Origin of the sequence: Ottowia thiooxydans, from assembly GCF_040548795.1 — a bacterium.
Classification (GTDB): domain Bacteria; phylum Pseudomonadota; class Gammaproteobacteria; order Burkholderiales; family Burkholderiaceae_C; genus Ottowia; species Ottowia thiooxydans_A.
In genome coordinates, this window is record NZ_JBEPSH010000005.1 from 249,496 (window position 1) to 275,393 (window position 25,898).

The 25,898-nt window shown below is 60.1% G+C and carries 22 protein-coding genes; 13 read left to right on the forward strand and 9 right to left on the reverse strand.

Translation table 11 applies throughout. The features are described from left to right. Window positions 1-27: 27 nt before the first annotated feature. Window positions 28-1,005 (reverse strand): Bug family tripartite tricarboxylate transporter substrate binding protein, encoded by a 978-nt coding sequence (locus ABIE13_RS13290; RefSeq protein WP_354444142.1) that lies wholly within the window; start codon window positions 1,003-1,005, stop codon window positions 28-30. Between the two features lie 39 nt (window positions 1,006-1,044). Next, window positions 1,045-1,845 carry a creatininase family protein gene (locus tag ABIE13_RS13295; RefSeq protein WP_354444144.1) on the reverse strand — a complete coding sequence of 267 codons (801 nt, stop codon included), beginning with the start codon at window positions 1,843-1,845 and terminating at the stop codon, window positions 1,045-1,047. Between the two features lie 282 nt (window positions 1,846-2,127). Here ABIE13_RS13295 and ABIE13_RS13300 point away from each other — a divergent pair, with 282 nt between their 5' ends. From ABIE13_RS13300 to ABIE13_RS13310, 3 genes are read left to right on the forward strand one after another with little or no spacing between them, the layout of a single operon-like run. Further along, window positions 2,128-2,319 carry a 2-hydroxymuconate tautomerase gene (locus ABIE13_RS13300; RefSeq protein WP_354444146.1) on the forward strand — a complete coding sequence of 64 codons (192 nt, stop codon included), beginning with the start codon at window positions 2,128-2,130 and terminating at the stop codon, window positions 2,317-2,319. Beyond that, entirely contained in the window at window positions 2,320-3,114 is a 795-nt protein-coding gene (locus tag ABIE13_RS13305) for an HpcH/HpaI aldolase family protein (RefSeq protein WP_354444148.1), read from the forward strand. It begins immediately after the preceding gene. After that, on the forward strand, window positions 3,111-3,953 hold the full coding sequence (locus tag ABIE13_RS13310; protein ID WP_354444150.1) for a cupin domain-containing protein: 843 nt from the start codon (window positions 3,111-3,113) through the stop codon (window positions 3,951-3,953). Before ABIE13_RS13305 ends, ABIE13_RS13310 begins: the two co-directional genes overlap by 4 nt. Window positions 3,954-4,068: 115 nt before the next feature. Here the strand turns inward: ABIE13_RS13310 and ABIE13_RS13315 are convergent, their stop codons facing one another. Further along, window positions 4,069-4,389 carry a DUF1840 domain-containing protein gene (locus ABIE13_RS13315; RefSeq protein ID WP_354444152.1) on the reverse strand — a complete coding sequence of 107 codons (321 nt, stop codon included), beginning with the start codon at window positions 4,387-4,389 and terminating at the stop codon, window positions 4,069-4,071. 171 nt (window positions 4,390-4,560) lie between these two features. On the opposite strand from ABIE13_RS13315, the gene ABIE13_RS13320 reads away from it, so the two are divergent. The 6 genes from ABIE13_RS13320 to ABIE13_RS13345 are packed head-to-tail and all read left to right on the forward strand — an operon-like array spanning window position 4,561 to window position 11,497. Then, window positions 4,561-6,921, forward strand: coding sequence for a bifunctional salicylyl-CoA 5-hydroxylase/oxidoreductase (locus ABIE13_RS13320; protein ID WP_354444154.1), 2,361 nt, complete (start codon window positions 4,561-4,563; stop codon window positions 6,919-6,921). Beyond that, window positions 6,921-7,388, forward strand: coding sequence for a MarR family winged helix-turn-helix transcriptional regulator (locus ABIE13_RS13325; protein ID WP_354444156.1), 468 nt, complete (start codon window positions 6,921-6,923; stop codon window positions 7,386-7,388). The genes ABIE13_RS13320 and ABIE13_RS13325 overlap by 1 nt, the downstream gene beginning before the upstream one ends. After that, the gene (locus ABIE13_RS13330; RefSeq protein WP_354444158.1) at window positions 7,385-8,242 is read left to right on the forward strand and encodes an enoyl-CoA hydratase family protein; all 858 of its coding nucleotides are present in this window, start codon (window positions 7,385-7,387) and stop codon (window positions 8,240-8,242) included. Before ABIE13_RS13325 ends, ABIE13_RS13330 begins: the two co-directional genes overlap by 4 nt. Then, entirely contained in the window at window positions 8,242-9,429 is a 1,188-nt protein-coding gene (locus ABIE13_RS13335; RefSeq protein WP_354444160.1) for an acyl-CoA dehydrogenase family protein, read from the forward strand. Before ABIE13_RS13330 ends, ABIE13_RS13335 begins: the two co-directional genes overlap by 1 nt. After that, entirely contained in the window at window positions 9,426-11,063 is a 1,638-nt protein-coding gene (locus ABIE13_RS13340) for an AMP-binding protein (protein ID WP_354444162.1), read from the forward strand. Before ABIE13_RS13335 ends, ABIE13_RS13340 begins: the two co-directional genes overlap by 4 nt. A gap of 38 nt (window positions 11,064-11,101) precedes the next feature. Further along, the gene (locus tag ABIE13_RS13345) at window positions 11,102-11,497 is read left to right on the forward strand and encodes a RidA family protein (RefSeq protein WP_354444164.1); all 396 of its coding nucleotides are present in this window, start codon (window positions 11,102-11,104) and stop codon (window positions 11,495-11,497) included. A gap of 1,047 nt (window positions 11,498-12,544) precedes the next feature. On the opposite strand, the gene ABIE13_RS13350 is transcribed toward ABIE13_RS13345, so the two are convergent. Continuing rightward, window positions 12,545-14,002: a PLP-dependent aminotransferase family protein gene (locus tag ABIE13_RS13350; RefSeq protein ID WP_354444166.1), complete on the reverse strand. Its 1,458-nt coding sequence runs from the start codon at window positions 14,000-14,002 to the stop codon at window positions 12,545-12,547. A 119-nt stretch (window positions 14,003-14,121) separates the two neighbouring features. On the opposite strand from ABIE13_RS13350, the gene ABIE13_RS13355 reads away from it, so the two are divergent. The 4 genes from ABIE13_RS13355 (at window position 14,122) to ABIE13_RS13370 (ending at window position 18,069) form a co-directional block, all read left to right on the forward strand. Beyond that, window positions 14,122-14,730 carry a LysE family translocator gene (locus ABIE13_RS13355; protein ID WP_354444168.1) on the forward strand — a complete coding sequence of 203 codons (609 nt, stop codon included), beginning with the start codon at window positions 14,122-14,124 and terminating at the stop codon, window positions 14,728-14,730. Between the two features lie 194 nt (window positions 14,731-14,924). Then, on the forward strand, window positions 14,925-16,154 hold the full coding sequence (locus ABIE13_RS13360) for a PLP-dependent aminotransferase family protein (RefSeq protein ID WP_354444170.1): 1,230 nt from the start codon (window positions 14,925-14,927) through the stop codon (window positions 16,152-16,154). Window positions 16,155-16,189: 35 nt separating this feature from the next. Beyond that, on the forward strand, window positions 16,190-17,101 hold the full coding sequence (locus tag ABIE13_RS13365) for a PhzF family phenazine biosynthesis protein (protein ID WP_354444172.1): 912 nt from the start codon (window positions 16,190-16,192) through the stop codon (window positions 17,099-17,101). Window positions 17,102-17,112: 11 nt separating this feature from the next. Then, window positions 17,113-18,069 carry a threonine dehydratase gene (locus tag ABIE13_RS13370; protein ID WP_354444174.1) on the forward strand — a complete coding sequence of 319 codons (957 nt, stop codon included), beginning with the start codon at window positions 17,113-17,115 and terminating at the stop codon, window positions 18,067-18,069. Window positions 18,070-18,358: 289 nt separating this feature from the next. On the opposite strand, the gene ABIE13_RS13375 is transcribed toward ABIE13_RS13370, so the two are convergent. From ABIE13_RS13375 to ABIE13_RS13395, 5 genes are all read right to left on the reverse strand, one after another. Next, window positions 18,359-19,636, reverse strand: coding sequence for a c-type cytochrome (locus tag ABIE13_RS13375; protein ID WP_436278411.1), 1,278 nt, complete (start codon window positions 19,634-19,636; stop codon window positions 18,359-18,361). After that, the gene (locus ABIE13_RS13380; RefSeq protein WP_354444176.1) at window positions 19,633-20,184 is read right to left on the reverse strand and encodes a (2Fe-2S)-binding protein; all 552 of its coding nucleotides are present in this window, start codon (window positions 20,182-20,184) and stop codon (window positions 19,633-19,635) included. The genes ABIE13_RS13375 and ABIE13_RS13380 overlap by 4 nt, the downstream gene beginning before the upstream one ends. Before the next feature lie 242 nt (window positions 20,185-20,426). Beyond that, window positions 20,427-23,267, reverse strand: a complete 2,841-nt coding sequence (locus ABIE13_RS13385; protein WP_354444178.1) for a xanthine dehydrogenase family protein molybdopterin-binding subunit — start codon at window positions 23,265-23,267, stop codon at window positions 20,427-20,429. 146 nt (window positions 23,268-23,413) lie between these two features. Continuing rightward, on the reverse strand, window positions 23,414-24,394 hold the full coding sequence (locus ABIE13_RS13390; RefSeq protein WP_354444180.1) for a Bug family tripartite tricarboxylate transporter substrate binding protein: 981 nt from the start codon (window positions 24,392-24,394) through the stop codon (window positions 23,414-23,416). A 625-nt stretch (window positions 24,395-25,019) separates the two neighbouring features. After that, a complete protein-coding gene (locus ABIE13_RS13395; RefSeq protein WP_354444182.1) occupies window positions 25,020-25,880 on the reverse strand; it encodes a creatininase family protein in 861 nt (286 codons plus the stop codon). Between the last annotated feature and the right edge of the window lie 18 nt (window positions 25,881-25,898).

A 25,898-nucleotide genomic window follows, 5' to 3' on the forward strand; every position in this document is an offset into this window, starting at 1 on the left:
ATGTGGCGGAGGATTCACTCGGAAGAATCAATCATTGGTGATCCCTGCTTCGCGGATGATGGCACCCCATTTCTGGCTTTCTGTGCGCATCAGTTGTGTCAGGGCTTCAGGTCTGCCGCCACGCAGGTCTACGCCGATGGCGCTGAGTCGCACTCGGATGTCCGGATCAGACAAGGCTTCGTTAAAGGCTCGGTTCAATACATCGATGCGCGCCTTCGGAGTGCCCTTGGGAGCCAGAATTCCATAGAAACCAATCAACTCGTAGCCCTTGAGGCCAGTTTCATGAAGTGTAGGCATTTGGGGGGCCAGCGGGGAGCGCTCACGCGTGGTGATTCCGATCGCTCTGAGCTGGCCGGAGTCCAGAAAGGCCTGCACTTCGGACATATAGGCGAACATCATGGACACTCGTCCCGCCATCAAGTCGGTTAATGCAGGAGCCCCTCCTTTGTAGGGAATGTGGGCCATGTCCACCTTGGCACTGCGTTTGAAGAGCTCAGATCCCAGATGGCTGGGCGTGCCGTTGCCCGCGGAGGCATAGTTCATTTTTCCGTTCTGACTTTTCAGGTAAGTGACCAACTCGCTGACGGTATTGGCAGGAACGCTGGGGTTGACGACCAAATAGCTGGGAAGAAAGGCTGCGTGGACGATGGGCTCAAAATCCTTCTGGGGGTCAAATGCCAAATCCTTGAACAGATGGGGGTTGACCGACAAGGCCACACCCGTGCCGAAGAAAAGGGTATAGCCATCCGGTTTGGAACGTACGACCGATAAGGCGCCAATATTGCCGCTTGCGCCTGCGCGGTTATGAATCAAGACGGGTTGATTGAGTTTTTCGCCCACCCGTTTGCCGACCAAGCGTGCGAAGGCGTCCGCGCCGCCGCCTGCTGGGTAAGGCACGACAAGGTTGATCGGGCTGCTGGGGAAGGCTTGTTGCGAGAGCGCGGGGGTGGCGCAGGCCAGGCCAAGAGCCAACGAAGCGATAGAGCGGACGAGTAGGTGTTTCATGGGGACTTTTAAATGATGCTGGTGGCAGGTGGTTGAGTTTTACGCGCTGGGCCCAGTGGCATCGGGTAATGGGCTCTGAATGGGGGCTCGCTGGCGCCGCGCCAGGTAGCGCTCTCGTGTCGATACCAAGGGGGCGAGGTCGCGCACGACACCTTCTTGCATGGCGCGAAGATGGGCCGCAGTCCGCTCAATGGCTTGTTCCACCATGGGGCGACCGATTTTTGCCGTGGATCGAGAGGCCACGGGTTCCCCTTCTTCGAGCAGGAGGTCGCTACGGACGTTGCCGGGTAACGCATGCAGCACCGTGGACGTTTCATATTCCTGCGCATGGCCCGGTACCGGGGCTTCGCAATGGTCTTCCGAGAATTCGCGGCATAGATTCCAATAGGACTCGAACTGGAGGTTGACTAGCGGCGCGGTGTGACGGTAGTAGAGCTGCCATTGGCGCAGGATGCCTTCTACTGGTGCTTCGTTTCCGGCATGACCGTTCAGGAGCAGGATGTGCGTTAACCCGCTTCGCACCAGGCTGTCTATGGTGTCGAAGACCACGCTGAACCAACTGCCTGGCTTGGCGGTCATGGAGCCTGGATGCTCCATGTGGTGTTCGGAAAGCCCCAGGCATGTGGGTACCGCCACGACGGCACGCGGATAAAGCTGTTGCGCCGCATACGTCGCGATGTGCGTTGCCATGGCGATATCGTGGTCCATGGCCAGGTGGTCCAGATGTTGTTCGGTCGCACCCAGAGCCACGATGGCCGAGTCGAGACGGCCTGCAGAGACAGCCTCCCGAAACTCACGCCGTGTGAGTTTTCCTATAAGTACTTCTTTATGAGATTCCACGACTACTCCTGCATGCACGGCTTTGGGCCGTGCATGTCGCTTTAATGGCGAGACTGGCATGAATACACGCCTATGGGCTAGCGCAGTCCCGTTTGACGAAGGGGATTGTGTGTCGAGCCTTCAGCTGCTTCAACCGAAAAAAATGCATTGAGGATCGATGAAAACTCAAACGATAGTGGAATTCGTTGTATCCGCAGATAACGCTGGATAGACTGAAAAAGCAGCGCTGATTGCCATCTTGTGAAAAGGCTGTGGTGCTGCACAACCCCACTAAGGAACACCATGCCCATCGTACAAATTCAACTTCTCGAAGGCCGGTCTGAGCAACAACTCAGTCATCTGATCAAGGAGGTCACTGAGGCCTGCCACAAAACCGTAGAGGTGCCGCGCGAGGCTGTTCGCGTGTCTGTGATCGAGGTTCGTAATACCCAGTTTGGAGTTGGGGGGAAGACACTCAAGGAGTTGGGGCGCTAGATGCGAGCGGAAAAAAATTTACAGTTAGCGCGAGCAGAGCGGGTTGAAGCACCGCGGATCGGTACTTTTATCAAAACGAACGCACCCTCCCTTGTGGAAGTCCTTGGTACAACAGGGCTGGATTTTGGTGTGCTCGATGCCGAGCACGCCCCTTTCGATCGCAATGCCCTGGATCTGATGCTGCTGGCTGGGAGGGCGGCTGGGCTGCCCCTGTATGTGCGTGTTCCCGACACCATGGCGTCTACCATTCTCAACGCCCTGGACCTGGGGGCTTGTGGCATTGTCGTTCCTCGCGTCGATTCTGCCGACATGGCACGGCATGTGGTGTCCTGTGCACGGTATGGAGGGGGGACACGAGGCTACTCCGGATCGCCGCGCGCAGCAGATTACGGAAGTGCGGATGGGGCTACCGCCCGTGCCCGGGGAGACCTTTTACCCGTGATATGCCAGATAGAGAGCGTCGAAGGATTGGCGTCTGTGCGCGAGATCGCGGCGGTCGCAGGAGTGGATGGCCTGTTCATAGGCCGTGCTGACTTGGCGCTATCCATGGGCGAGTCCGGTTCTCGTGCGGCGAACGTCATGGCTGCCACCGATCTGATCATGGCGGCCGCGCGGGAAGCCGGAAAGTTCTCAGTCCTGTATGCCTCGGCGCAGGAACAACAAGAGCTCGCCGGCCGAGGAGCGGATTGGCTCGTCGTGGAGTCCGACCAGTCGTTAATGAAGTTGGCCGCTGTCGCGTTAACGTCTGCCAATGCAGATCGGATTGCACATCTTTGCGGAAGGGGGCAGCCATGAGCTTAGATCTCCCCTACATGGCTACCTACGCGGACTATGGCGTATTGCCGCCCACCCAGGAGACTGCGGGTGGACGAACTTGGATCACGCGCGGCGCCCATTTCGTCGTCGGGTTGTCGGAGCTCGATTCTGGTGCGGAGGTGCATCGCCACCACCGGGATGAATCCTTCGTGCTGGTGGCGCGCGGTTCGGTGGGTATTCAAGCCGGACTTCATCAGGTGGAGGCCGCAGCCGAAACGCTCAGCATCACGCCGCCGGGAACGCAACGTTTAGTGGCGCGTACACCTAGTCTCGTGGCCTGGATTTGCACTGCCCGTGAGCAGGAGTGGGCAGCCTTGGCCAGCAATGCAGCTCTCTACGCGAAGGGCATACCATCGGCAGTGGCGGCTGCTGTCCCCTGGCCCATGCCAGTGGGGGGATTCAGGCTGCGGCACTACGTGCTGGCCGAACACACTCGGACCGGATCAGTCATGAGGCCTTTTCGCAGCTGCACCTTAATGGTCAACCCCTTGGTGAAACGGGCCGTGCCACGCGATAGCCGGCAACTGGATCCTCATGTTCATACTGATTTCGAACAAGGATCGCTGGTTTTGCAAGGCACCTACAAGCACCATTTGCGCTATCCATGGCCACCAAACTTGCAAGACTGGCGAGACGATGAGCATGTGAGTATCGGTGCACCGTCCTTGACGGTTATTCCAGCGGGTGCAATCCATACCAGCCATAACGTGGGACATGAACCTGGTTGGATGGTAGATATCTTCGGTCCCCCGCGCAGAGATTTCTCGTTGCAACCAGGAATGGTCTGCAACGAGTCCGAATACCCCCTGCCGGAATAGAGGATTGGCGGGCTAGGGGAAAGCACTCACCTTCAGGAGAGGCGGGCCATGGCTAGCCCGAGCCAGTCTAGCAGCCCATACTGCAGGGGAGAACGCTAGACTGCCCTCAAGGAGCTCAAACCCCCCAGACCACATCTTTTCCTGCTTCAGCGCTTTCGCGCAGCAAATCGATGAACGGCACGACGCGGCGGCCCAATGCTATGGGTTCATCGCCTGCCTTCGCGTGGTCCTTTTTTTCATCTTCGGGCTGAGGCGCGGGCAAAGCTTCACGCCGTTTGACCTCTGCCTGCAGTGCTGCGATGGCTGCCGGAATCTGCGCGACCGTGATGATGCCCGTCGCGCCGGGTGTCTTGCCGATGATCTTGAGCAACTCATCGCCAGTGTCCCGCAACATGATGACTTCAGCGGCGGCCTGGGATTTGAATTTGTACAGCATGCGGTTTCTCCTCAATTAAAGCCGTTCCGGACGTGGAAGGGCACTCAGCGTTCATTCTGCCTGTAAGCCTGCTGCGTGTGCGTAGGACCGGGGATAAAACGCGTCCAGCCCGAGCTCCCCTAGGGCGAACCCTTAATTGACTTTTATTGTTTAGACATAAATAATTGGTCCATGAACAAATTGTCCAGCATCGTTTGCATCGGCGGTGGCCCCGCCGGGCTGTACTTCGGCCTGTTGATGAAAAAGCAGCAGCCTGATTGCCGCGTGACCGTGGTCGAGCGCAATCGCCCGTTCGATACTTTCGGCTGGGGCGTGGTGCTGTCAGACCAGACGCTTGGAAACCTTCAGTTGGCTGATCCGGAAAGTGCTCAGCAGATCGGTGACGCGTTCAACCACTGGGACGACATAGAGGTATTTTTCAGAGGCCGCAGCGTGCGCTCTGGCGGCCACGGCTTCTGCGGCATTGGGCGTAAACATCTGCTCAACATCTTGCAAGAGCGCTGTCTGGTGCTTGGCGTCGATCTGGTGTTTGAGACGGATGTCACGGACGACCAAGCCATCGCGGCCCGGTACAACGCTGATCTGGTGATTGCCAGTGATGGGCTGAACAGCCGCATACGCACGCGCTATGAGAGCGTTTTCCAGCCGGATATAGACCTTCGGCAGTGCCGCTTTGTATGGCTTGGGACGCACAAGACCTTCGATGCGTTTACCTTTGCTTTTGAACAGACCGAGCACGGCTGGTTTCAAGCGCATGCCTACAAGTTTGACGAGAACACCTCGACCTTTATTGTCGAGACGCCAGAAGAAGTCTGGAATGCGCATGGGCTCGACAAGATGAGCCAGGAAGAAGGCATCGCCTTCTGCCAGAAGTTGTTCGAAAAATACCTGGACGGACATGACCTGATCAGCAACGCCAAGCACCTGCGCGGATCAGCCATCTGGATACGTTTCCCCCGCGTGATCTGCGAGACCTGGATCCATCATGAAGTCATCCAGGGCAAGCGCACGCCCATAGTGCTGATGGGCGACGCTGCGCACACGGCGCATTTCTCGATCGGAAGCGGCTCCAAGCTGGCCCTGGAAGATGCGATTGACCTCGCCAATGAGTTTGCGACCGGCTCCGATACCGACGAGGTGCTCGCAGCGTACCAGGCTCGGCGCAGCGTGGAAGTTCTGAAAATCCAGAACGCAGCGCGCAACTCCACGGAGTGGTTCGAGAACGTGGATCGCTACACCGGCATGGAGGTCGAGCAGTTTGCCTACTCGCTGCTGACGCGCAGCCAGCGCATCAGTCACGAGAATCTGCGACTGCGTGACGCCAAATGGCTGGAAGGCTACGAAGGCTGGCTGGCCAACGGGCCTGCGGTGCCACCCATGTTCACGCCGTTCAAAGTGCGGGGGCTGACGCTGAAAAACCGCATCGTTGTCTCTCCCATGGCGCAGTACAGTGCCAAAGACGGCGTGGTCGGAGATTTCCACATGGTCCACTTGGGCGCTCGCGCACTGGGCGGAGCAGCGCTGGTGATGGTAGAGATGACCAGCCCGGACGCCGAGGGCCGCATCACGCCTGGATGCCCTGCACTCTACAACGATGAGCAGGAGCAGGCTTTCAAGCGCATTGTCGATTTTGTGCATGCGCAAAGCGATGCAGCCATTGGTATCCAGCTGGGTCACAGCGGTCCCAAAGGCTCTACCCAACTGGGCTGGGAAGGCACTGATGAGCCCTTGCCTACGGGCAATTGGCCCTTGCTGGCTGCCAGCGCCTTGGCTTATGGTGAACAGAATCAGACTCCGGCGGCCATTAGCGTTGAGCAAATGCAAGCGCTCAAGCAGGCCTTTGTGGAGTCCACTCGCCGCGCCGCGAATGCGGGATTCGATTGGCTGGAACTGCACTGCGCACACGGTTATCTGCTGGCCTCTTTCATCAGCCCGCTGACCAACCACCGTACTGATGCGTATGGCGGCTCCCTTGAAAACCGCTGCCGCTATCCCCTGGAAGTGTTTGCAGCCATGCGCGCCGTCTGGCCTCAAGACAAACCCATGAGCGTGCGGATCTCCGCACACGACTGGGCGCCCGGTGGGACAACCCCAGATGACGCCGTTGAAATGGCGCGCTTGTTCAAGGCGGCTGGCTGCGATCTGATCGACGTCTCGTCCGGGCAGACCACGCGTGAGGCCAAGCCAGTCTACGGGCGCATGTACCAGACCCCTTTTTCCGACCGCATACGCAACGAAACCGGCGTTGCGACCATGGCCGTGGGCGCCATCTCGGAAGCAGACCATGCCAACAGCATCATCGCCGCAGGGCGTGCTGACTTGTGCGCAGTGGCTCGCCCGCACCTGGCGGATCCGGCGTGGACGCTGCATGAAGCCGCGAAGCTCCAGAGCCGGGCAGTTACGTGGCCCAAACCCTACCTGAGCGGTCGGGACCAGCTTTATCGCGAGATCGCCAAGCAGCAAGCGATGCTGGCCAGCGCCAACCTGGCGAACGCTGGTCCCAGCAACGACACGCAAGAGCAGGGTGCGTAATGGACCTGGAAGCGCGCGCCCACAGTGAGCATCCGGAGGAGCTTCGGCTGTGGCTTCGCATGCTCACCTGCACTCAGCTCATTGAAAAAGATATTCGCGCTGGTTTGCGGGAGCAATGGAATACCACCTTGCCGAGATTTGACCTGATGGCGCAGCTGGAACGTGCAACCGATGGGCTGCGAATGAATGAGCTTTCGCGTCGAATGATGGTAACCGGAGGCAATGTGACGGGCATCACGGACCAGCTCGAAAGCGAGGGCCTGGTCGAGCGCGCGGGTGTCGAGGGAGATCGGCGTGCCTATCTGGTGCGGCTGACCCCCAAGGGCCGGCAAGAATTCAAAACCATGGCAGCGGCCCATGAAGGGTGGATCGTGGAAGCATTTGCCGGCCTCGAGCCTTCCGAGTTGCGCGCCCTTCATCAACTGCTTGGCAAAGTGAAGCAGCATTTTCTTCAGGAGAACCCGTGAAACATTACATCGGCAAGAGCAACCCCATGCATGCGCAGTTTCGTGCGCAATCGAGCTACACCGCCCAGCACTTCAGCTGGCAATGTGATGCGGCGGGTGTCGCAACCGTGATGCTCAACCGGCCCGAGCGCAAGAACCCACTGACGTTTGACTCCTACGCCGAACTGCGCGACTTGTTCAATAGTTTGCGCTATGCGACGGACGTGAAGGTGGTCGTGGTGACCGGCGCGGGCGGCAACTTCTGCTCCGGCGGCGACGTGCACGACATCATTGGCCCGCTCACCAAGATGAGCATGCCTGAGATGCTGGAATTCACCCGCATGACCGGAGATCTTGTAAAGGCTATGCGTGGTTGCCCTCAACCCATCATTGGCGCGATCGACGGCATTTGTGCGGGTGCTGGCGCCATGATGGCCCTGGCTTGCGACATGCGCTTTGGCACGCCAACTGCGAAGACGGCGTTCCTGTTCACCCGCGTGGGTCTGGCAGGTGCGGACATGGGCGCCTGCGCGCTGCTGCCGCGCGTCATTGGCCAAGGCAGGGCGAGTGAACTGCTGTTCACCGGGCGCGCCATGACGGCGCAAGAGGGCGTGACCTGGGGCTTTTTCAATGCCCTGTACGAAGGTGGAGAATTGGCCGAGAAAGTCAACGCACTGGCACACGAGCTTGCGGCTGGCCCAACTTTTGCGCACGGCATGACCAAGACCATGCTGAGCCAGGAATGGTCGATGACGATTGATCAGGCCATTGAAGCAGAAGCGCAGGCGCAAGCTATCTGCATGCAGACGCAAGATTTCCGGCGCGCTTACGAAGCGTTTGCAGCCAAGCAAAAACCTGTGTTTGGGGGCGACTGATGAGCGGCGCATTGATGCAACCGACGGCGCTGAAACCTTCCACCGAGCATCTTGCGCTGCCTTTTTTTGATGCGACGCATCGAGAAATTTCCACACGCTTGCCGGACTGGGCCAACGCGCAGGATGTGAACGAGTCAGATGACCGTGCTGCTTGCAGGGACTGGGTGCGCAGACTGGGGGATGCCGGTTGGCTGCGCTATTGCGTCTCGGCCGAGTTTGGCGGTACTTTGCCCCAGCTCGATTCCCGGGCTCTGGTGGTGCTGCGCGAAACATTGGCGTTTTATTCACCGCTGGCTGATTTCGCGTTTGCCATGCAGGGCCTCGGTAGCGGCGCCATCTCCCTGGGGGGCACGGCCGCGCAGCAACAAGCCTATCTTCCGGCGGTGGCCAGGGGCGAGAAGATTGCGGCCTTTGCGCTCAGCGAACCTCAAGCCGGATCGGACGTTGCAGCCATGGCCACGCAGGCTGTGGAGGCGCCGGCCTGGCACCTGAACGGGACCAAGACCTGGATCAGCAACGGCGGTATTGCCGACTTCTATTGCGTGTTTGCCAAGACGGATGCGCAAGCGGGAAGCCGCGGAATTACAGCGTTCATCGTGGACAAGAACGAGGCTGGGCTCGACGACAGCGAACACATACACGTTATGGCGCCACACCCGCTGGCGACACTAAAGTTGACAAATTGCAAAGTGGCGGGCAATACCCCGCTGGGCGAAGTCAACGGCGGATTCAAGCTTGCCATGCAGACGCTTGACATCTTTCGAGCCAGTGTGGCGGGCGCAGCGCTGGGCATGGCGCGTCGCGCATTGGCCGAAGCGATCGCCCATGCACGCGGTCGCACCATGTTTGGCCACACGCTCGCTGATTTCCAGCTCACGCAGGCCAAGTTGGGCGAGATGGCCGCACTGATCGACGCTGGTGCATTGTTGACCTACCGCGCTGCCTGGATGCGCGACACGCAGCAAGGTTCCATGAAGGAGCGCAGCGTGGCTGCCGCCATGGCCAAGATGACCGCTACAGAGAACGCTCAGCGTGTGATCGATATGGCGCTGCAGATGCATGGTGGTCTGGGCGTGATGGTGGGCAGCAAAGTGGAATCCTTGTACAGGGACATTCGCAGTCTGCGCATTTACGAGGGAGCGACCGAAGTCCAGCAACTGATTATTGGGAAGGCCGTGTTGCAATGAAATCCCCCAGCGCCCAAACCGACCGCTTCGTTCATGACCGTCTGCCTCCTCCTGAGCAGTGGCCTGAGCTGCTCCTGGATCGGCCGGAACTCGAATTTCCTCCTCAGCTCAACATCGTGGCGCGGCTGCTCGATGATGCGGTAGAACACAAAGGCTGGGCAGATCGACCTTTGCTGCGCTCCCCTCAGATAAGTTTTACCTACGCGCAGACGCGCGAGCGGGTGGACCGGATTGCGGGCTACCTCATACACGAACTAAAGCTGGTACCTGGCAACCGGGTGTTGCTGCGTGGCGGAAACTCGATTGGCATGGCGTTGTCTTGGCTGGCCGTGGTCAAGGCGGGGCTGGTGGCGGTGGCCACCATGCCACTGCTGCGTGCAGCGGAGCTGGTCAAAGTGATTGAAAAAGCCCAGCCGGCAGCCGCCATTTGCGATGCCAGTTTGCTGGCGGATCTGGAGCAGGCTCGGGCCCAGACCCCCGGCGTATTGCGCCATGTGACCTGCTTTGGATCTCCTGATAACCCTCAAGATCTTGGCGCACTGGCTGCCCAGCAACCGGCCAGCTTCAGTGCTTGCCCTACTGCGGCCGATGATATTGCACTGCTCGCCTTTACCAGCGGCACGACTGGGCTTCCCAAGGCCGTCGTACATACACACCGTGACGTGCTGGCCGCGTGCGAGTGCTGGCCCCGGCATGTGTTGAAGTCCAGTCCGGAAGACGTGGTGACTGGATCCCCTCCGCTGGCGTTTACCTTCGGCCTGGGCGGGTTGTTGCTGTTTCCAATGTGGGCGGGCGCCAGCATTTATTACCCTGATGTGCCTTACAACCCGGAGACCATGGTGCGCCAGATGCGTGAGCATGGCGTGACGACCTGCTACACCGCACCCACCTTTTATCGCCAGATGGCGCCGCATGCCAAGGCGATCGGAATACCAAGTTTGCGCACTTGTGTGAGCGCAGGAGAGGCCTTGCCCGACGCGACGCGCCAACTTTGGAAGGAAGCTACCGGTATCGAGATGCTGGACGGTATCGGTGCGACCGAGATGTTTCACATCTTCATCTCCTCCGCGGGTTCGGATGTCCGACGGGGTGCGATTGGGAGAGTGGTTCCAGGCTATGAGGCCAAGGTGGTGGACGATCGGGGGCAGGAACTACCGCGCGGAACGGTGGGCAAGCTGGCCGTGAAGGGTCCGACGGGCTGCCGCTACATGGACGATGTTCGCCAGGCCAAGTATGTACACGATGGCTGGAACCATCCCGGCGATGCCTTTGTACAGGACGAAGATGATTACTTCCATTACCAGGCGCGCGACGATGACATGATCATTACCGCGGGCTACAACGTCGGCGGGCCTGAAGTAGAAGATTGCCTGCTCACGCACCCTGCCGTGGCGGAATGCGGTGTCGTCGGCAAGCCTGACGAAGACCGCGGCATGATCATCAAGGCGATCGTGGTGCTGAAGCCAGGGATTGAGGGCAATGCGGCCCTGGTCAAGGCCTTGCAGGACCATGTCAAAAATCAGATTGCGCCCTACAAGTATCCACGCGAGGTGGAGTTTGTCTCCGTATTGCCGCGCACGGAAACCGGCAAGCTGCAGCGCTTCAGATTGCGGCAAACCCCGGGTGGTCAATGACGAGCGCCGTTTCACATCCATACAGAACAAGCACTGACATGCATACAAATCTTCAACCAGAAGGCTGGGCGCCAGCCAAGGGCTATGCCAACGGCATCGCCGCGCGCGGTACACAAATCTATGTGGGTGGCCAGATTGGCTGGAATGCCCAGCAGCAGTTTGAGACCGATGATTTCATCGAACAATGTCGCCAAACTTTGCAGAATGTGATGGATGTTTTGCGCACGGGCGGTGCGGGTCCGGAGCACATGGTTCGCATGACCTGGTATGTGGTGGATCGCGTTGAATACAACGCGCGCCTGAAGGAGCTGGGCGCGGTGTACAGAGATGTCGTGGGCAAGAATTTTCCTGCCATGACTTGTGTGCAGGTCGCGGGCCTGATGGAGGCCAGGGCGAAGGTGGAGATTGAAGTGACGGCGGTGGTACCGGATTGATTTGAGCCTCATCGTCGGCTGGACGGCCTTCGGATCGCCTGCCCTCTCGCAGGCGTGAAGTGATGTGCAAGCAGGACTACCTCTCTTTTTCTTGAGGGCTGTTTAACTCCCTCTCCCTATAGGGCGGGGCGGGGCCGGCCAACCGGTGAGGGCAGGCGGCGGTTGATTCAATCGCGGTGGCTACTAATTACCTGTTGCGCTTGCATTGAGGTCGGAGGCCGGGGAGTGCGCCCGGCAGCGCAGCCACCTTCTTTTGCTCCGCCAAAAGAACCTGGCGCAAGAAAAGGCGGCCCCAAGTCCGTGCCTATGCCGGCCGCGACCCTACACTTCGCTACGGGCAACCTCCGGTGCTCCATCGTGCGGCGGCGCTGCGGAACTCGCTTTGTTCACTTCGTTCACGCCGCTCAGACATCCGCAGCAAGCTAGATCTTGAAGCAAGAGCATCTTGCAGTGCTCTTGCCCGCCACCCGCTGTCCGCTCCTCAGCACGGCCACAGGGGGTGGGACACCCAATCGGGCCATTGCTGCGCTCGGCCCTACACGTATCAGTCGCAAGCGAAGGGCTTTACTCCCTCTCCCGCTAGCGGGAGAGGGGACAGCATCCTCGCGCCAGCGATTGATTATTCGAGGGCCGAGCGAAGCGATGGCCCGAGTGGGTATCCACCCCCTTTGGCCGTGCCGAGGAGCGCAGGGTCAGGGGCGGGCAAGAGCACTGCAAGATGCTCTTGCTTCGTGAACTAGCTTGCGGCAGCTGTTTGAACGTAAAGAGCGAAGCGAAAGAAGTGAGTTCTGCCGCGCCGCCCCTGGACCGAGCACCGGAGGTTGCCCGGAGCGCAGCGCAGGGACGCGGGCAGTGGGGCCGCCTTTTTTCTGCCTACTCTATTTTGGCGGAGCCGGATGGCCGGCCCCAAAAAAGAGTAGGTGCGCTGCCGGGCGCACTCCCCGGCCTCCGACTTCAATAAAAAAGCAGAAGGTAATTAGTAGCCGCAGCGATCAATCAACCGCCGCTCGCCCTCTCCCATACGGAGAGCGAGTAAAAGCCTATCTGTCACCCCAACATCACATCCCTCACCTTCGCAAACTTCGTCCAGAACTGCGCATCCTGCGTAGTCGCAAAGTTGATGCGCATCAGCGTGCTCGGACGCCGCTCCGCGTAGAACACGGCGCCTGGGGCCAGCAGGTAGCCATCGTCCAGCATGCGCATGGCCAATTGATCGGTGTCGACGCCGGTGTCTACCCAACCAAACATGCCCGCAGGCTCGGCGACCAGCGTGCAGCCGTGTGCCAGAGCCAGCTTCACGCAGCGGCTGCGCGCGGCGTCCAGGCGAGTGCGTATGAGTTGGGCATGGCGGCGCAGCAAGCCCTGCTCAATGCAATGAGCAAGCGCGCGCTCCAACAGGCTTGGGGTGGTTAAGGTCGACAGCAGCTTGGTGTCCAGCAGAGGCTCCATCAAGGCAGGTGGAGCGGCCAGAAAGCCTATGCGCCAGTTGGGTGCGAGGATTTTGGCGAAGCCCCCTACGTACACGGTGCGCCGCAAGCCATCGAGTTGCGTCAAGCGGGTGGCGTGCGCGGGAGCCAGGTGGCCGTAGCAATCGTCCTCGGCAATGTGAAAATCGTATTGCTCGGCCATTTGCAGAAGCTGATGGGCGTTGGCCGGTGTGATGCTGCAGCCCGTGGGGTTGTGCAGGACGCTCACACACACGAAGAGCCTGGGGGCCGCCGGAGTGCCGGCATGCGCCTGGCAGTAGCGCGCCATGACTTCCAGATCGGGACCGTCCGATCGGCGCGGTACGGCCAGCATGCGAACTCCCAATGCAGCAAGCCGTGTGAATTCCACAGGCCAACCCGGTTCCTCCACCATTACGGTGTCTCCGGGTTTGAGCAGTGTGCGGCTGATGATGTCCAGTGCGTTCGTGGCCCCTACGGTCGTGATGATCTGGTCGGATCCTGCGCTGATACCCAGATCACCCAGGCGTGCGGCCAACACCCGTCGCAACCCTGCGTCTCCGGTGGGGTCGCCATAGCGTACGCTGGCCTCGCGCAATGCAGCACTGCTGGAGACCTTTCGCAGTGATGTAACCAGAGGATCGGTGGCGATCCAGCTCGGTGGCAACATACCCACACCAGGTTGCGGCTTATCGTCTTGATAGGAAAACATGCCGCGCATCAGCGTGGTGGCGCTGATGGTGGTGCCGTAGGGACGCGTTGCGCTTGTCAAGACTGGCTTGGGGGGCGCCTCACCGCGCTCAAGCGCTGCTGAGCGGGGCGATCTCAGCGTCCTGTCCCTCACAAAGAATCCGCGATTGCGGCTGGCTTCCACCAGACCTTGCGCCAGCAACTGGTCATAGGCCGCCACCACAGTCGAAGGGCTGACACCATGTTGCTCTGCACACTTGCGGACGCTAGGCAGGCGGGTGCCGGGTGCCAGCAGATGGTCGCGAATGTGGGTCGCAAACCGCGCTGCCAGTTGGTCCGAGAGCGACTGTGAAGGAGAGCGCAGCAGCATGGGGCCTTTCGGGGTACTCGGTGAAAACAGTGTGTGGTTCAGGCGAACAATACAGTTCGAATTCTGAGCTTGTCAACTGTACCGGTGGTGTACTGAAATTTTCGGTACATTGCCATCCTATGCCGCTCTCTGAATTCACCGCACTGCTGATGCTGGCCATGGCCTCCAGCTTTACGCCTGGGCCCAATACGACCTTGTCCACCGCCATCGCGGCCAACCGAGGGGTGCGTGGCACCATGCATTTCGTCTGTGCGGTACCGGTGGGTTGGGTTCTTCTGCTGTTGCTTTGCACTTTTGGCGTTGGCGCACTTTTGGCCGCATGGCCGCCTCTTCGCTGGGCATTGATCGCTTTTGGTGTCGGCTACATGCTATGGCTGGCAGCCCGGCTGGCGCTCTCCAGAAAAATGATGGCTCAAGCAGGCGGGGCGGAGGTGAACGTGAGCTTCGTGCAAGGCGTGCTGCTGCAATTCCTGAACATCAAGGCCTGGATGCTGGCGCTTTCCATCGTGGGAAGCTGGATTGCCGGCAGACCAGACTGGGGCACCCGTACCCTTCTTGTGCTGCCGGTCATCATGGCCTTCGCATTCTTCAGCAATTTGAGCTATGCCCTGGTGGGTTCACTGCTTCGCCAATGGTTGGCACAGGGGCAGCGTCTGCTGTGGTTCAACCGCATGATGGCCCTCATATTGGTCTTGACCGCCTTCTGGATGGCCTGGATGTCGTTATGAGCGCACCCACAAATTCTGATCAGGGCGAACGTCTGGTGGCTACAGGGTTTGCCAGCCAGCGTTTGTCAAAGCCACAATAAGCGCTTGGCCCACAGACAACGGTTTTTTCTGCGCATTGTTTTTTGTTGAAACGACAACTGCTTTTTTCCAATTCTTCCGTACTTCCTGTATCTCCCACTCACAAGAGAGCTCCCATGAACCTGACAGACAAACCACACCCCTGGCAACTCGCTGCCCGCGCTGAGGCCATGAACCCCTCGGCAATCCGTGAAATCCTGAAGGTCACGGAACGGCCTGGTGTGCTCAATTTTGCGGGAGGCCTGCCTTCACCGGAGACATTTCCCATCGAGGCCATGCGTGCCGCTTGCGCCACCATATTGGCTGAGGGCAGCTTGACGGCCAAACCTTCGCTGCAATATGCCGCCAGCGAAGGCTTGCCAGAGTTGCGTGAGTGGGTCGCCAGTGAGATGGGTAAGCAGGGCGCTACAGTCTCCCCTGACCAGGTGTTGATCACCACCGGTAGCCAACAAGGCCTGGACCTTATCGCCAAGGTGCTGATAGACAAAGCGGCACCTGTGATGGTTGAAACCCCTACCTACCTGGGCGCGCTTCAGGCCTTTTCGCCCATGGAGCCGAGCATCGTGAGCGTCGGCAGCGATGAGCAGGGCGTGCAGCCAGAGGCGTTGCGTGCGCAATTGGAAGGCATGGCTGAGCGGCCCCGCTTCATGTATTTGCTTCCGAACTTCCAGAATCCGACTGGCCGGAGCATGTCAGATACCCGGCGCGCAGAAGTCTTGGCGGTGTGTCAGGAATTCGGTCTGCCTGTGGTGGAAGACAACCCCTATGGTGAACTCTGGTTCGATCAGGCGCCCGCCAAGCCACTGCTGGCTCGCTGGCCAGAAGGCGTGATCTACCTCGGCTCGTTCAGCAAGATTCTGGCGCCTGGTTTGCGACTGGGTTATGTCATCGCTCCGCCTGGTCTGTATCCCAAGCTGCTTCAAGCCAAGCAAGCCGCGGATTTGCACACGTCCGGCTTTAACCAGCGCGTGGTGGCTGAAGTCATTCGCGACGGCTTTCTTGATAAACATGTGCCCACCATCCGCGCGCGCTACCAGGTTCAGCGCAACGCCATGGTGGCGGCCCTGGCGCGAGAACTGGGTCCCACGGGCGCGACCTGGAACGAGCCCAGCGGCGGTATGTTCATCTGGGTGCGCTTGCCAGAAGGCCTGAATGCTCAAGCCTTGCTGCCCAAAGCAGTCGATGCAGGCATGGCCTTCGTTCCCGGCGCGCCCTTCTATGCGCGCGACCCTGATACGCGCACCATGCGGCTTTCGTTCGTCACCTCCAAACCAGAAGAGATTGACCGCGGCATGGCGGCACTGGGGCAAGTGGTGAAACAGGCACTGGCCGCGCTCAAGAGCTGACACCCTCCACTAACCACTACACCCATCCAGGCACCATGACTTTCCATCGGCCCTTCGCTCAGATCGACGTTTTCACAGCGGTACCCGGTTACGGCAATCCGGTAGCTGTGGTGCTGGACGGCCATGGCCTGGACGATGCGGCCATGCAGCGTTTTGCACGCTGGACCAATCTTTCCGAGACCACTTTCGTTCTGCCGCCCACCGATGCGGCAGCCGACTACGCCTTGCGCATTTTCACGCCAGGAGGCGAGCTGCCCTTTGCTGGTCACCCTACGCTGGGCTCCTGCTTTGCGTGGCTCGCGGCGGGAGGGCAGCCGAAGTCTCGTGATCAGATCGTGCAGCAGTGTGCCAAGGGTTTGGTCCGTATCCGGCAAGAGGGTGGGCGCCTTGCTTTCGCAGCGCCACCGGTTCGCTGCACTGCTCCGGCGCCGGATTTGTTGGCGCGGGTGGCGCAGGCGATGAACCTGCGCGCGGAACAAATCGTGCGCGCGCAGGAGCTGGACAACGGGCCGGTCTGGTTGACGCTTCAATTGGAAAGCGCAGATGCGGTCTTGGCTGTAGAGCCGGACCACGCCCAACTGGCCGCGCACGGGTACAAAGTGGGCATCCTGGGAGTCTATGAGTCGGCAGACAACCCACTGATTTCCAGGTCAAGTCGTGAGGCGAAGGCATTTGCGAGCGCCCTCCAGCGAGCTGATGCTCCATTGATCGAAGTGCGGGCTTTTGCGGCGTCTACGGGTGTGCCGGAAGATCCTGTGACGGGTAGCCTGAATGCCAGCCTGGCTCAGTGGTTGACTGGAGAAAAAGAATTGCCCCCGACTTATGTGGCAAGCCAGGGTACCGTGCTTGGTCGTGAGGGCCGTGTGCATGTCCAGCGCGACGAGACCGGACAGGTCTGGGTGGGCGGTGACTGTGTTTCCTGCATAGAAGGCAAGGTGCTGCTGTGAGTGGCAGCAAAATGAGCATGCCCTCTTTAAGAGAGATCGAAGCCGCGGCCGAAGTTGTGTACCGGGAATTTCCCCCCACACCGCAATATCGGTGGGCGCTTTTGTCTGAAAGACTGGGTACGGAGTGCTGGGTCAAGCACGAAAACCATACACCTGTGGGTGCCTTCAAGATTCGCGGCGGCTTGACCTATTTTCACGAACTGTCCAAGCGCGGTGAGCTCCCGAAAGAAGTTGTCAGCGCGACCCGCGGCAATCATGGGCAAAGCATTGGATGGGCCGCGCGTGCGCACGGGGTGGCTTGTACGATTGTGGTGCCACAGGGCAACTCGGCAGAGAAGAACGCGGCCATGCGCGCACTCGGCGTCCAACTTATCGAGCATGGCAATGATTTCACTGAAAGCGCGGACTTTGCTCGCCAACTGGCGGCAGAGCGGAAAGCGCTGATGGTGCCAAGTTTCCACATGGATCTGGTCCGTGGTGTGTCAACGTACTGGTTGGAGTTTCTGCGCGCCGTGCCTGATCTTGAGGTGGCCTATGTGCCCATCGGACTGGGTTCGGGTGCCTGTGCGGCCATTGTGGCCAAGCAAGCCTTGAATCATCCCGTGCGTATCGTCGGGGTTGTGAGCGCTCATGCAAGAACTTACGCAGATTCCATTGCCGCCGGGAAGGTCGTGGAAGCACCGGTGAGCACCAGGCTGGCGGATGGTATGGCGGTGCGAAGAGCGGACGAGCGCGCGCTTGAATGGCTGTCTCGGCATTTACATCATGTGGCGGTGGTCACGGACCAAGAAGTCGCGGGTGCCATGCGTGCGCTCTATGCCGATACACACAATCTGGCCGAAGGCGCAGGAGCTGCAGGCTTCGCTGCTGCGTTGCAGGAACGAGGTCAACTGCGCGATCAGCGGGTGGGTGTGGTGCTCACGGGGGCCAATGTGGATGCTTCTCTGATGCGCGAGGTCTTGCAGTAACGAGTCTCTCCGGGGACCGACGATCTTCTGCTCGGCATCTTTGGATTGGGGTACGCCGCAGAATGCCAAGCTGGAGCTTGGCGCTCCCAGGAAACAGCCCACTTCCAAGAATGCACCTCAGCGCGTCAATAAGTGTCCTCCTGGGACCGCCGAGCTCCTGCTCGGCTTCTTTGGAGTTGGACACGCTGCAAAATGCCGAGCAGGAGCTCGGCGGTCCCAGCAGAACAGCCGAAGGCGAGTTACTTTCAGCTTGAGCTGCTATGGATTGAGCGCATTGGGCCAGAAGGCATCACTTGCCGTGATGTCCCGCCCCGGGTTGCACACGAAGCGCTTTGACCTGTTCTGCTGTGACGTCGGCGGGTTGGCCGCCATGCGCGGCGCGCAGGTAGTTGGCCAGCTGAGCCAGCGAAGCGTCGTCCAGGTCGCGCGCGAAGCCCGGCATTTCCTGCATGGCTTCGACACCCGGGAATTTCTGCGCTTCGATGCCATCCAGTATGGAGACGATCAGATTGCGCGCATCGCCGTAGCGCACGGTGGAGTTGCCATGCATGGCCACTGCGACGTGCGGTTTGCCTTCGCCGGCAATCCCATGGCAGCCAGCACAAAGAGCCACATAGTGCTTGCGGCCTTGCACCTGCTGCGCTGCTTCTGCAGATGGCGGGGGCAGTGGCTTGGGTGGAGGAGGGGTGTCCCCCAGCAGATAGGTGCTTAGCGCGACGAGGTCGTCTGGCTTGAGGTACTGGCTGCTCAGGTGGATGACGGGATACATCTCACCAAACGCAGAGCCCTGAGGGGCGATGCCGGTAGCGAAGAATGTGCGCAGGTCTTCTCCTGTCCAGCCGCGCGAAGCCAGTCCTTCCGGAGTGATGTCCGGAGCTGCTACACGTGCCAGGGCAGAGCCCTTCAGCGGAAGGGCGTCGTCCAGCCGCCCCATCATCGCGCGGGGCGTGTGGCACTCTGCGCAATGTCCCAGCGCATTGGCCAGATAGCGGCCCCGCAGCCAGGCGTCGGACTGGCCTTTGGAGGCATCAGGCAGTTCATCCTTTAGGAACAACATGTTCCAGCCCATCATGGCGATGCGGATGTTGTAGGGGAAAGAGAGGTCGTGTGGCCGGTTTGCTACCGGCGCGGGCTTGACCTGCATCAGGTACGCATAGATGGCATCGCTGTCTCCACGAGAGATTCCCCGGTAGGACGTATACGGCATCGCCGGATAGAGATGCTTTTCTGGGGTGACGCCGTCGTGCAAGGCCTTGTAGAAATCGTCAGCACTCCAGTTTCCGATGCCGTGTTCCTTGTCAGGGGTGATGTTGGTGCCGTAGAAAGTGCCGAAAGGCGAGGCCAGCGGCACCCCGCCAGCGAAGGTGGCGCCGCGCGGGGTGGTGTGGCAAGCGGCGCAGTCTGCAGCGCGTGCCAGATAGCGGCCTCTTTCAACCTTCTGCGCGTCTGTCAGCGGCTGGGCGGGTGGCTGGTCTGCTGCAGGCGGAATGGCCGCGCCATTGCCACATGCGGCCAAGCTCAGAACTATGGCAGAGAGGGACAGGAGGCAGGCGAGGCGGCGCATCATGACTCCTTTATCAGCCCGGGCGTGGAAAGGATCACTTCCTTGACCGCCGAGTAATACCGCACATAACCGGTACAACGACAGATATGCTCGTCCAGTGCCTCGGTGATGGTCTCTTCGACTTTGTCCCTGGCGATGGGCTGCCGTTTGAGGCGCTCCACCAGCACAGTGGCACCGTTGACAAAACCGGGCGTGCAATAGCCGCACTGAAAGCTGAAGTGGTCCAGGAATTTCTGCTGGATAGGCGACAAAGCAACGACTTCGCCCTTTTCATTGCGCTGCGCGTGGCCTTCTACGGTGCGGACCTTCTTGCCGGCAAAAAAGTGCGCGCCGGTGATGCAGGTGCGCCTTTCCTCACTGGTGCCATCGTCGTGGTCCAGAATCACCACACAGGCGCGGCACACGCCCTGTCCGCAGCCCAGCCGCGAGCCAGTGAGGCTCAGGTACTCGTGCAAGAAGTCAATCATCATCAGGCCTTCCGGCACAGCCATAGGGCCGACGGCCTTGCCGTTGATGGTGAGAGACAGTGGTTGGGTGGTGAGACCTGTCATGGGTGGGGCCTGAATGGAGCGGTTGCACCTGCCAAGGCAGGACTTACGGAGTGACGCTGAAAAGCTCTTTTCATCGCAGGGCCGCTCCCAAGATGAAAAGCACCCCCTTGGGGGGGCAGCGGACCACGCGAAGCGGAGGAGCGAGGGGGCCATTTTTCATTGCAGGGCCGCTCCCAAGATGAAAAGCACCCCCCCGGGGGCAGCGGACCACGCGAAGCGGGGGAGCGTGGGGGCCATTTCCTTCATTGCAGCACCTTCTGAATATGCTGAGGGCTCACTGGCAATTCGGTGAACCGATGGCCGATTGCATGGTGAATACCTGTCACGATGGCACCGACTACAGGGATCATCACCACCTCAGCGATCCCTTTGGGAGGATCGGTTTCGGAAAGCGGTGGCAGGGTGGTGCCGGTCTGCGTCCAGACTGCCACATCGCTGGCGCGTGGCAGGTGGTAACGGTTGAAGTTCCAGGTCCCGTTACCCGGTCCTTCTTCATAGAGGGGAAGGTATTCATGCAAGGCATGGCCAATGCCCATGGCTATGCCACCTTGCAACTGGCCTGACACCAGTTCAGGTGACAACTGCGTGCCGCACTCCATGATGGAGTGATGCTTGAGGACTTCGACTTTGCCGCTGGCCTCGTGCACGGCCAACTCCACCAGCGTTCCCACGGCAGAGTAGTAGGTCACCGCTGCGTTGTTGCGTTGAACCGGGGGGATGTAGACTTTAAGCCGGTCGAGTGCCTTCCAATTCCCATCTGCCGCATTGTTGTCGGTCTGCTTTTCAGCGGCGCCTGCACCCGACGGGTGGCGGACTGCCAAGCCGTCGATAGGCAGCCGAACGTTCTTGCCATCCACTTCGAAATCTGCCTCGCTCCACTGCCAGCGGTTGAACACGTGCACTGAGGCACCTGTCACCAGGCCCAGCTCATGTGCCTTTTTGGCCAGTTGTTCCAGCGACAGCAATTCCATGCCTCCGGCCGTGAGCTTGCCTTCTACCCAGCGCGCATCTTCCAGCCGTACGACGAAAGAGGCGGCTTGACCGCCACCGATGCCTTGCTGCCAGATGGCCAGTGCCGCAGGCCACAGGCCGTGCATGAAGATTACCCGCGCCGCCTCTCGTGTGCTGTGGGTGTAGTAGTAGGCAGAATTGGTAGCACTTGCAGGGGAAACGGAGGCGGGTGACCAGCGCGGGTTGGTTGACAGCTTGTCTTGTTCCTCCTGGCTCATCAGGTAGGGGTTGCCGCTGGTAACCATCGGCAATTCTGGCCAATCGGTCACGGATACCCGCACTTCGCTTGCCGGCTTGCCCAGCCAGCGCGCCACAGCGACCGCTTGCGAGGTGGACATACCCGTACCGATTTCCGCCCCGGAGTGATGCAGCGCAATGCTGCCATCGGCAGCCATCTCTACCCTGGCCATGGATGCCTCGGCACCCGTGCCAAAGTCTTTCTGCACACAGGAAAAGCCAACGCCGTAGCGCCAACCCGGATGACTGGCCTCGTAGTCTGCCTTGCGTTTGGTCCGTTCAGTCCACAGTGGATGAACTTGCGCAGCACGGAGCACTTCGTCCGCACGGATGGCGCCTGCCGGAATGGCGCCCTGCGTATTTTTCATGCCTGAACGCAGCGCGTTGCGAAGCCTGAATTCGATAGGGTCCAGCTTCAGCTGTTCCGCGAATTCGTCAACCATCATCTCCATGGCCGCCATGCTTTGCAGCGTGCCGTAACCCCTGGCAGAGCCAGCGTCAATCGCGCGCGACGCAATGGCGACCGCGCTGAGATCGCTTTTTGGAAAGTAGTAGATGGACTGAGCTGCCGTGGCGGCCACCATGGCCACTGAAGGCGAGAAGTTGGCACGGCCCCCTCCGTCGCATTCCATCTCTGCCTGGAAAGACTTGAAGAGACCGCTCTTTCTGTCCACCGCGACCCTATAGTGCATTTTGAACGCGTGGCGTTTGATCGAAGTCTGGAACTGTTCGTAGCGGTCGTTGGCCAGCCGCACTGGCTTTCCGTCTGCATAGAGTGCAGTGGCCAGACCGTAGAAAGGAAAGTTGTAGTGGTCCTTGGAGCCATACCCTACGGTGTAGCAAGGGTGCACGACAATCTTGTCGACCGGAAAAACCGATTTCGATTTGGCCGCCATTTCCGCAGCGCTTTCCACCACCTCAGAAGGGCCTTGTGAGGCCACCACCAGATGGAGGGTACGGTTCGCCGCGTCGTACCAGCAGTTGGCGTTGTCAGGCTCCAGTGCGGCGGTGTCGACAGATTGCGTCTGGTATTGACGATCCAGCACCAGCCAATCAGCTGGAGGTTCTGCCAACTCCTTGCGAAGGGCATTGGCACGCGCCATGCCTTGCTCGCCCAGCTTGCCATGGTCGTTTCCATCCGGCCATACGGGTTGATGCTTTCGCATGGAGCTTGGAAAAATGGGCGCGTCTTTCAAGCTCGAGAACACGTCATCGTCGAATGGCGTGGCGCCACCTTCGCGCACAAAGCGGAACGTGCCCCAGGGGTCGCGCTCCAGAGGGCCTGTCTTTTCCCCGTACCGGATGACGTCGTTCTGAAACTGAAGCTTGTCTTTGGCAAAGCGATAGCGAGCGAAGTCGTGATAAATCAAGATAGCGACCGCATGCCCCAGGTAGGCGGGTGTCTTGCCCACCGGCAGCAGCATGTCTTCGCCATAAAACTCAGGAAAGGCCACACCGTCTCGCACGAGGTCTTCCGCAGTGACCAGGCGGTCAGGCTTGAGCTCTTCTCCGAGCCGAGAAATATCGATACCCTGAAAAAGCCTGTCCGCTTGCGTGGTTCGCAGAATGAACGCATGTGATTGTTGGTCAGGCCAATGCGGCATGTCGCGTGCACGCACGTCGCGGGCGAACACCTTCTCGCCGGTGACCTTGGCCATGCCGTCAATGCGAAAACGTGGTGCTCCGGTCTTGGGATCGACCTGCACAGGCTGCAGGATCTTCTCTTCGAAAAGGGCGGCGAACGCTTTGCTGCCCAATGGGGCAATGTAGACCGATATGCCCGCGACCACACTGGCCTTCAGCAGCGTGCGGCGTGACAGAGGAAAGTCCGGCATGGGTCACCTTTTTTTCGTCGGACCGCCCTACCTGGTCTCTGATAGGGGCGGGCGGTTCACTACGAAGCGAGAAATCGTGGGTACTGGGCTTCCATGTTGGCTGTGTCGCCGCGGATGGATTCCGCCAGGGGTCTGCGGGTGGCAGCTTACTGTGGCTGAAATCCGCTGTCTTTGATGATGCCGGACCACACTTTGGTGTAGGCCTGTTCCCGGCTGGCGAGCTGGCGTGGCGTCATGTAACCCACAGCCAGACCCATATCAGTCAACTGCTTGGCGACCTCAGGCATGGCCACCACTTTTTGCAGTCCACGCGTGAAGCTGTCCACAAAGCCGGCAGGCGTGCCTTTGGGCGCCCAGATGCCGTAGAAAGGCTCGTCCTCCAGGCCTTTGAAACCGAGCTCACTGAAGGTAGGCACGTCGGGCAACGCGGCCTGGCGGCGGCCGCCGAGCACGCCAATCACGCGCACCTTCCCGGCACGTTGGTACTCGATAAAGTCCTGCACGGAAGCCACACCCGCTGCAATCTGATTGCCTAGCATGTCGGCGATCATGGGCGCACTGCCTTTGTAGGGCGCCGACACCAGATCCACGCTGTATTTCTTGCTCAAAAGCTGCACCAGGAATTCAGGCGTGGATGCTGGGGCAGGAATGCCCACTGCACCTTTGCCGCCCTGTTGGGTTTTCACCCACTCCACATACTCGGCAACGGTCTTGGCGGGCGTGCCGGGCGACACCGCCAGACAATTGACGAAGGTGGCGAACCCGCCTACGTTGACAAAATCGGCTTGTGGCGCGTACCCGGCCGTCTTCACAACCTGGGGCAGTATGGAAATAGTGTGGTCGTGCGAGAGGAAAAGGGTAGTGCCGTCAGCACGGGCCGCCTTGAGCTGCTGCGCCGCCACTTGGCCACCTGCGCCGGGTCGGTTGTCCACCACCACGTTGCGACCCAGCACATCTTTCAACTTGTCGGCCAGCAGACGAGCGATGACATCCGTGCCACCGCCGGCCGGAAATCCCACCAGCAGGTGAATGGGGCGTTCGTCGCGTGCTGCCCATGCGGGTGTGGCGGCGATACCCCATGCGGCGGAGGCCAGCAGTCTGGAAGAGAAAGTGCGGCGGTCGATCATGCGGTGCTCCGTTAGGCTGAGTATTTATGTGGTAACGACATGATTCTAAGAGCGGGGAAAGAAAATGCCCACCCCAAAAGGTGGGCGTTCACATTGGGAAAGATGGGGCGGCCGACTTGAGCCCCAACTCTTACTCACTCTACCTTGGGGAGAGGGTGGGGCGGGGCCGGCCAACCGGTGAGGGCAAGCGGCGGTTGATTCAATCGCGGTGGCTACTAATTACCTGCTGCTCTTGCATTGAGGTCGGAGGCCGGGGAGTGCGCCCGGCAGCGCACCTACGTTTCTTTGCTCCGCCACCGGATGGCCGGCCCAAGAAATGTAGGCCAAAGAAAGGCGGCCCCAAGTCCGCGCCTATGCCGGCCGCGTCCCCACACTTCGCTCCGGGCAGCCTGCGATGCTCGGTCCAGGAGCGGTGCCGCCGAACTCACTTCGTTCACTTCGCTCTCTAAGTTCAAACAGCGGCGGCAAGCTAGATCACGAAGCAAGAGCATCTTTCAGTGCTCTTGCCCGCCCCCGGATGGCCGGCCCCGGGCCCTGCGCTTCTCAGCGCGGCCAAAGGGGTGGGAGCCCGATTCGGGCCATTGCTGCGCTCGGCCCTACACGTATCAGTCGCAAGCGAATGGCTTTACTCCCTCTCCCGCGGGCGGGAGAGGGTAGGGGTGAGGGCGGGCAATTCACTACTCAGCGGCGGCAGACGGTCAATTTCCGCAAGCAATGCTGCAAGCGAGCGGCCCGCGCTTTCCACCAGAACGCGGCCATCTTCAACAGTCGCGGCTGCCGCGTTGCCCATGGCACCTGCGGCGTTGTAGTCTTGCGCAGCCCAGGCCAGCTTGGCGCTTTTGCCGTTTCCAAGAATGGAAAACGCTGCAGCGCGGTCCTTGGAGGCCGAGTGAAAGTCCTGCGCGGAATCCATGCGCACGGTGTCGGGCTTGAGGTGGCGCATCATGGCCGTTTCAAGCTGCCCACCATGCACCCCAAACCTGTGCTCTCCCGCTGAAAAGCGGGCATTCACGTCTTCACCCTCCGTGTCGAGGAGGGGCAAGTTGAACCAGCTGCAGGTGTAGACCAGAAGATTCAAACGCACCCTGAGATCTCGCGCCACAACGTCGAGCAGTCCTACATTGCCGCCATGGGTGTTGAAGATGAGGAGCTTTTTCACCCCGGTGGCTGCCACGCTTTCTGCAATATCGGTCCACAGCCGTAGGACTGTGTCGGCCTTCAAGGTCAGGGTTCCGGTAAAACTTGCATGCTCCGGGCTATACCCGATGGCTTGTACCGGAAGAAAAAGCGCTGGTACCTGCGCCGGTATGTGCGGCAGTGATGCGTCAATGATGCCCTGCGCCAGGTCGCTGTCCACAGAAAGCGGCAAGTGCGGACCGTGTTGCTCCGTGGCGGCAACTGGCAAGACCGCAATGGCGCGTTCCAGAGAAGGATGGGCGAAGTCTGTGGTGGCCAGATCGTGCCAGAAGCGAGTTAGCGTGGGCATCGCCGCATCTTACTGAAA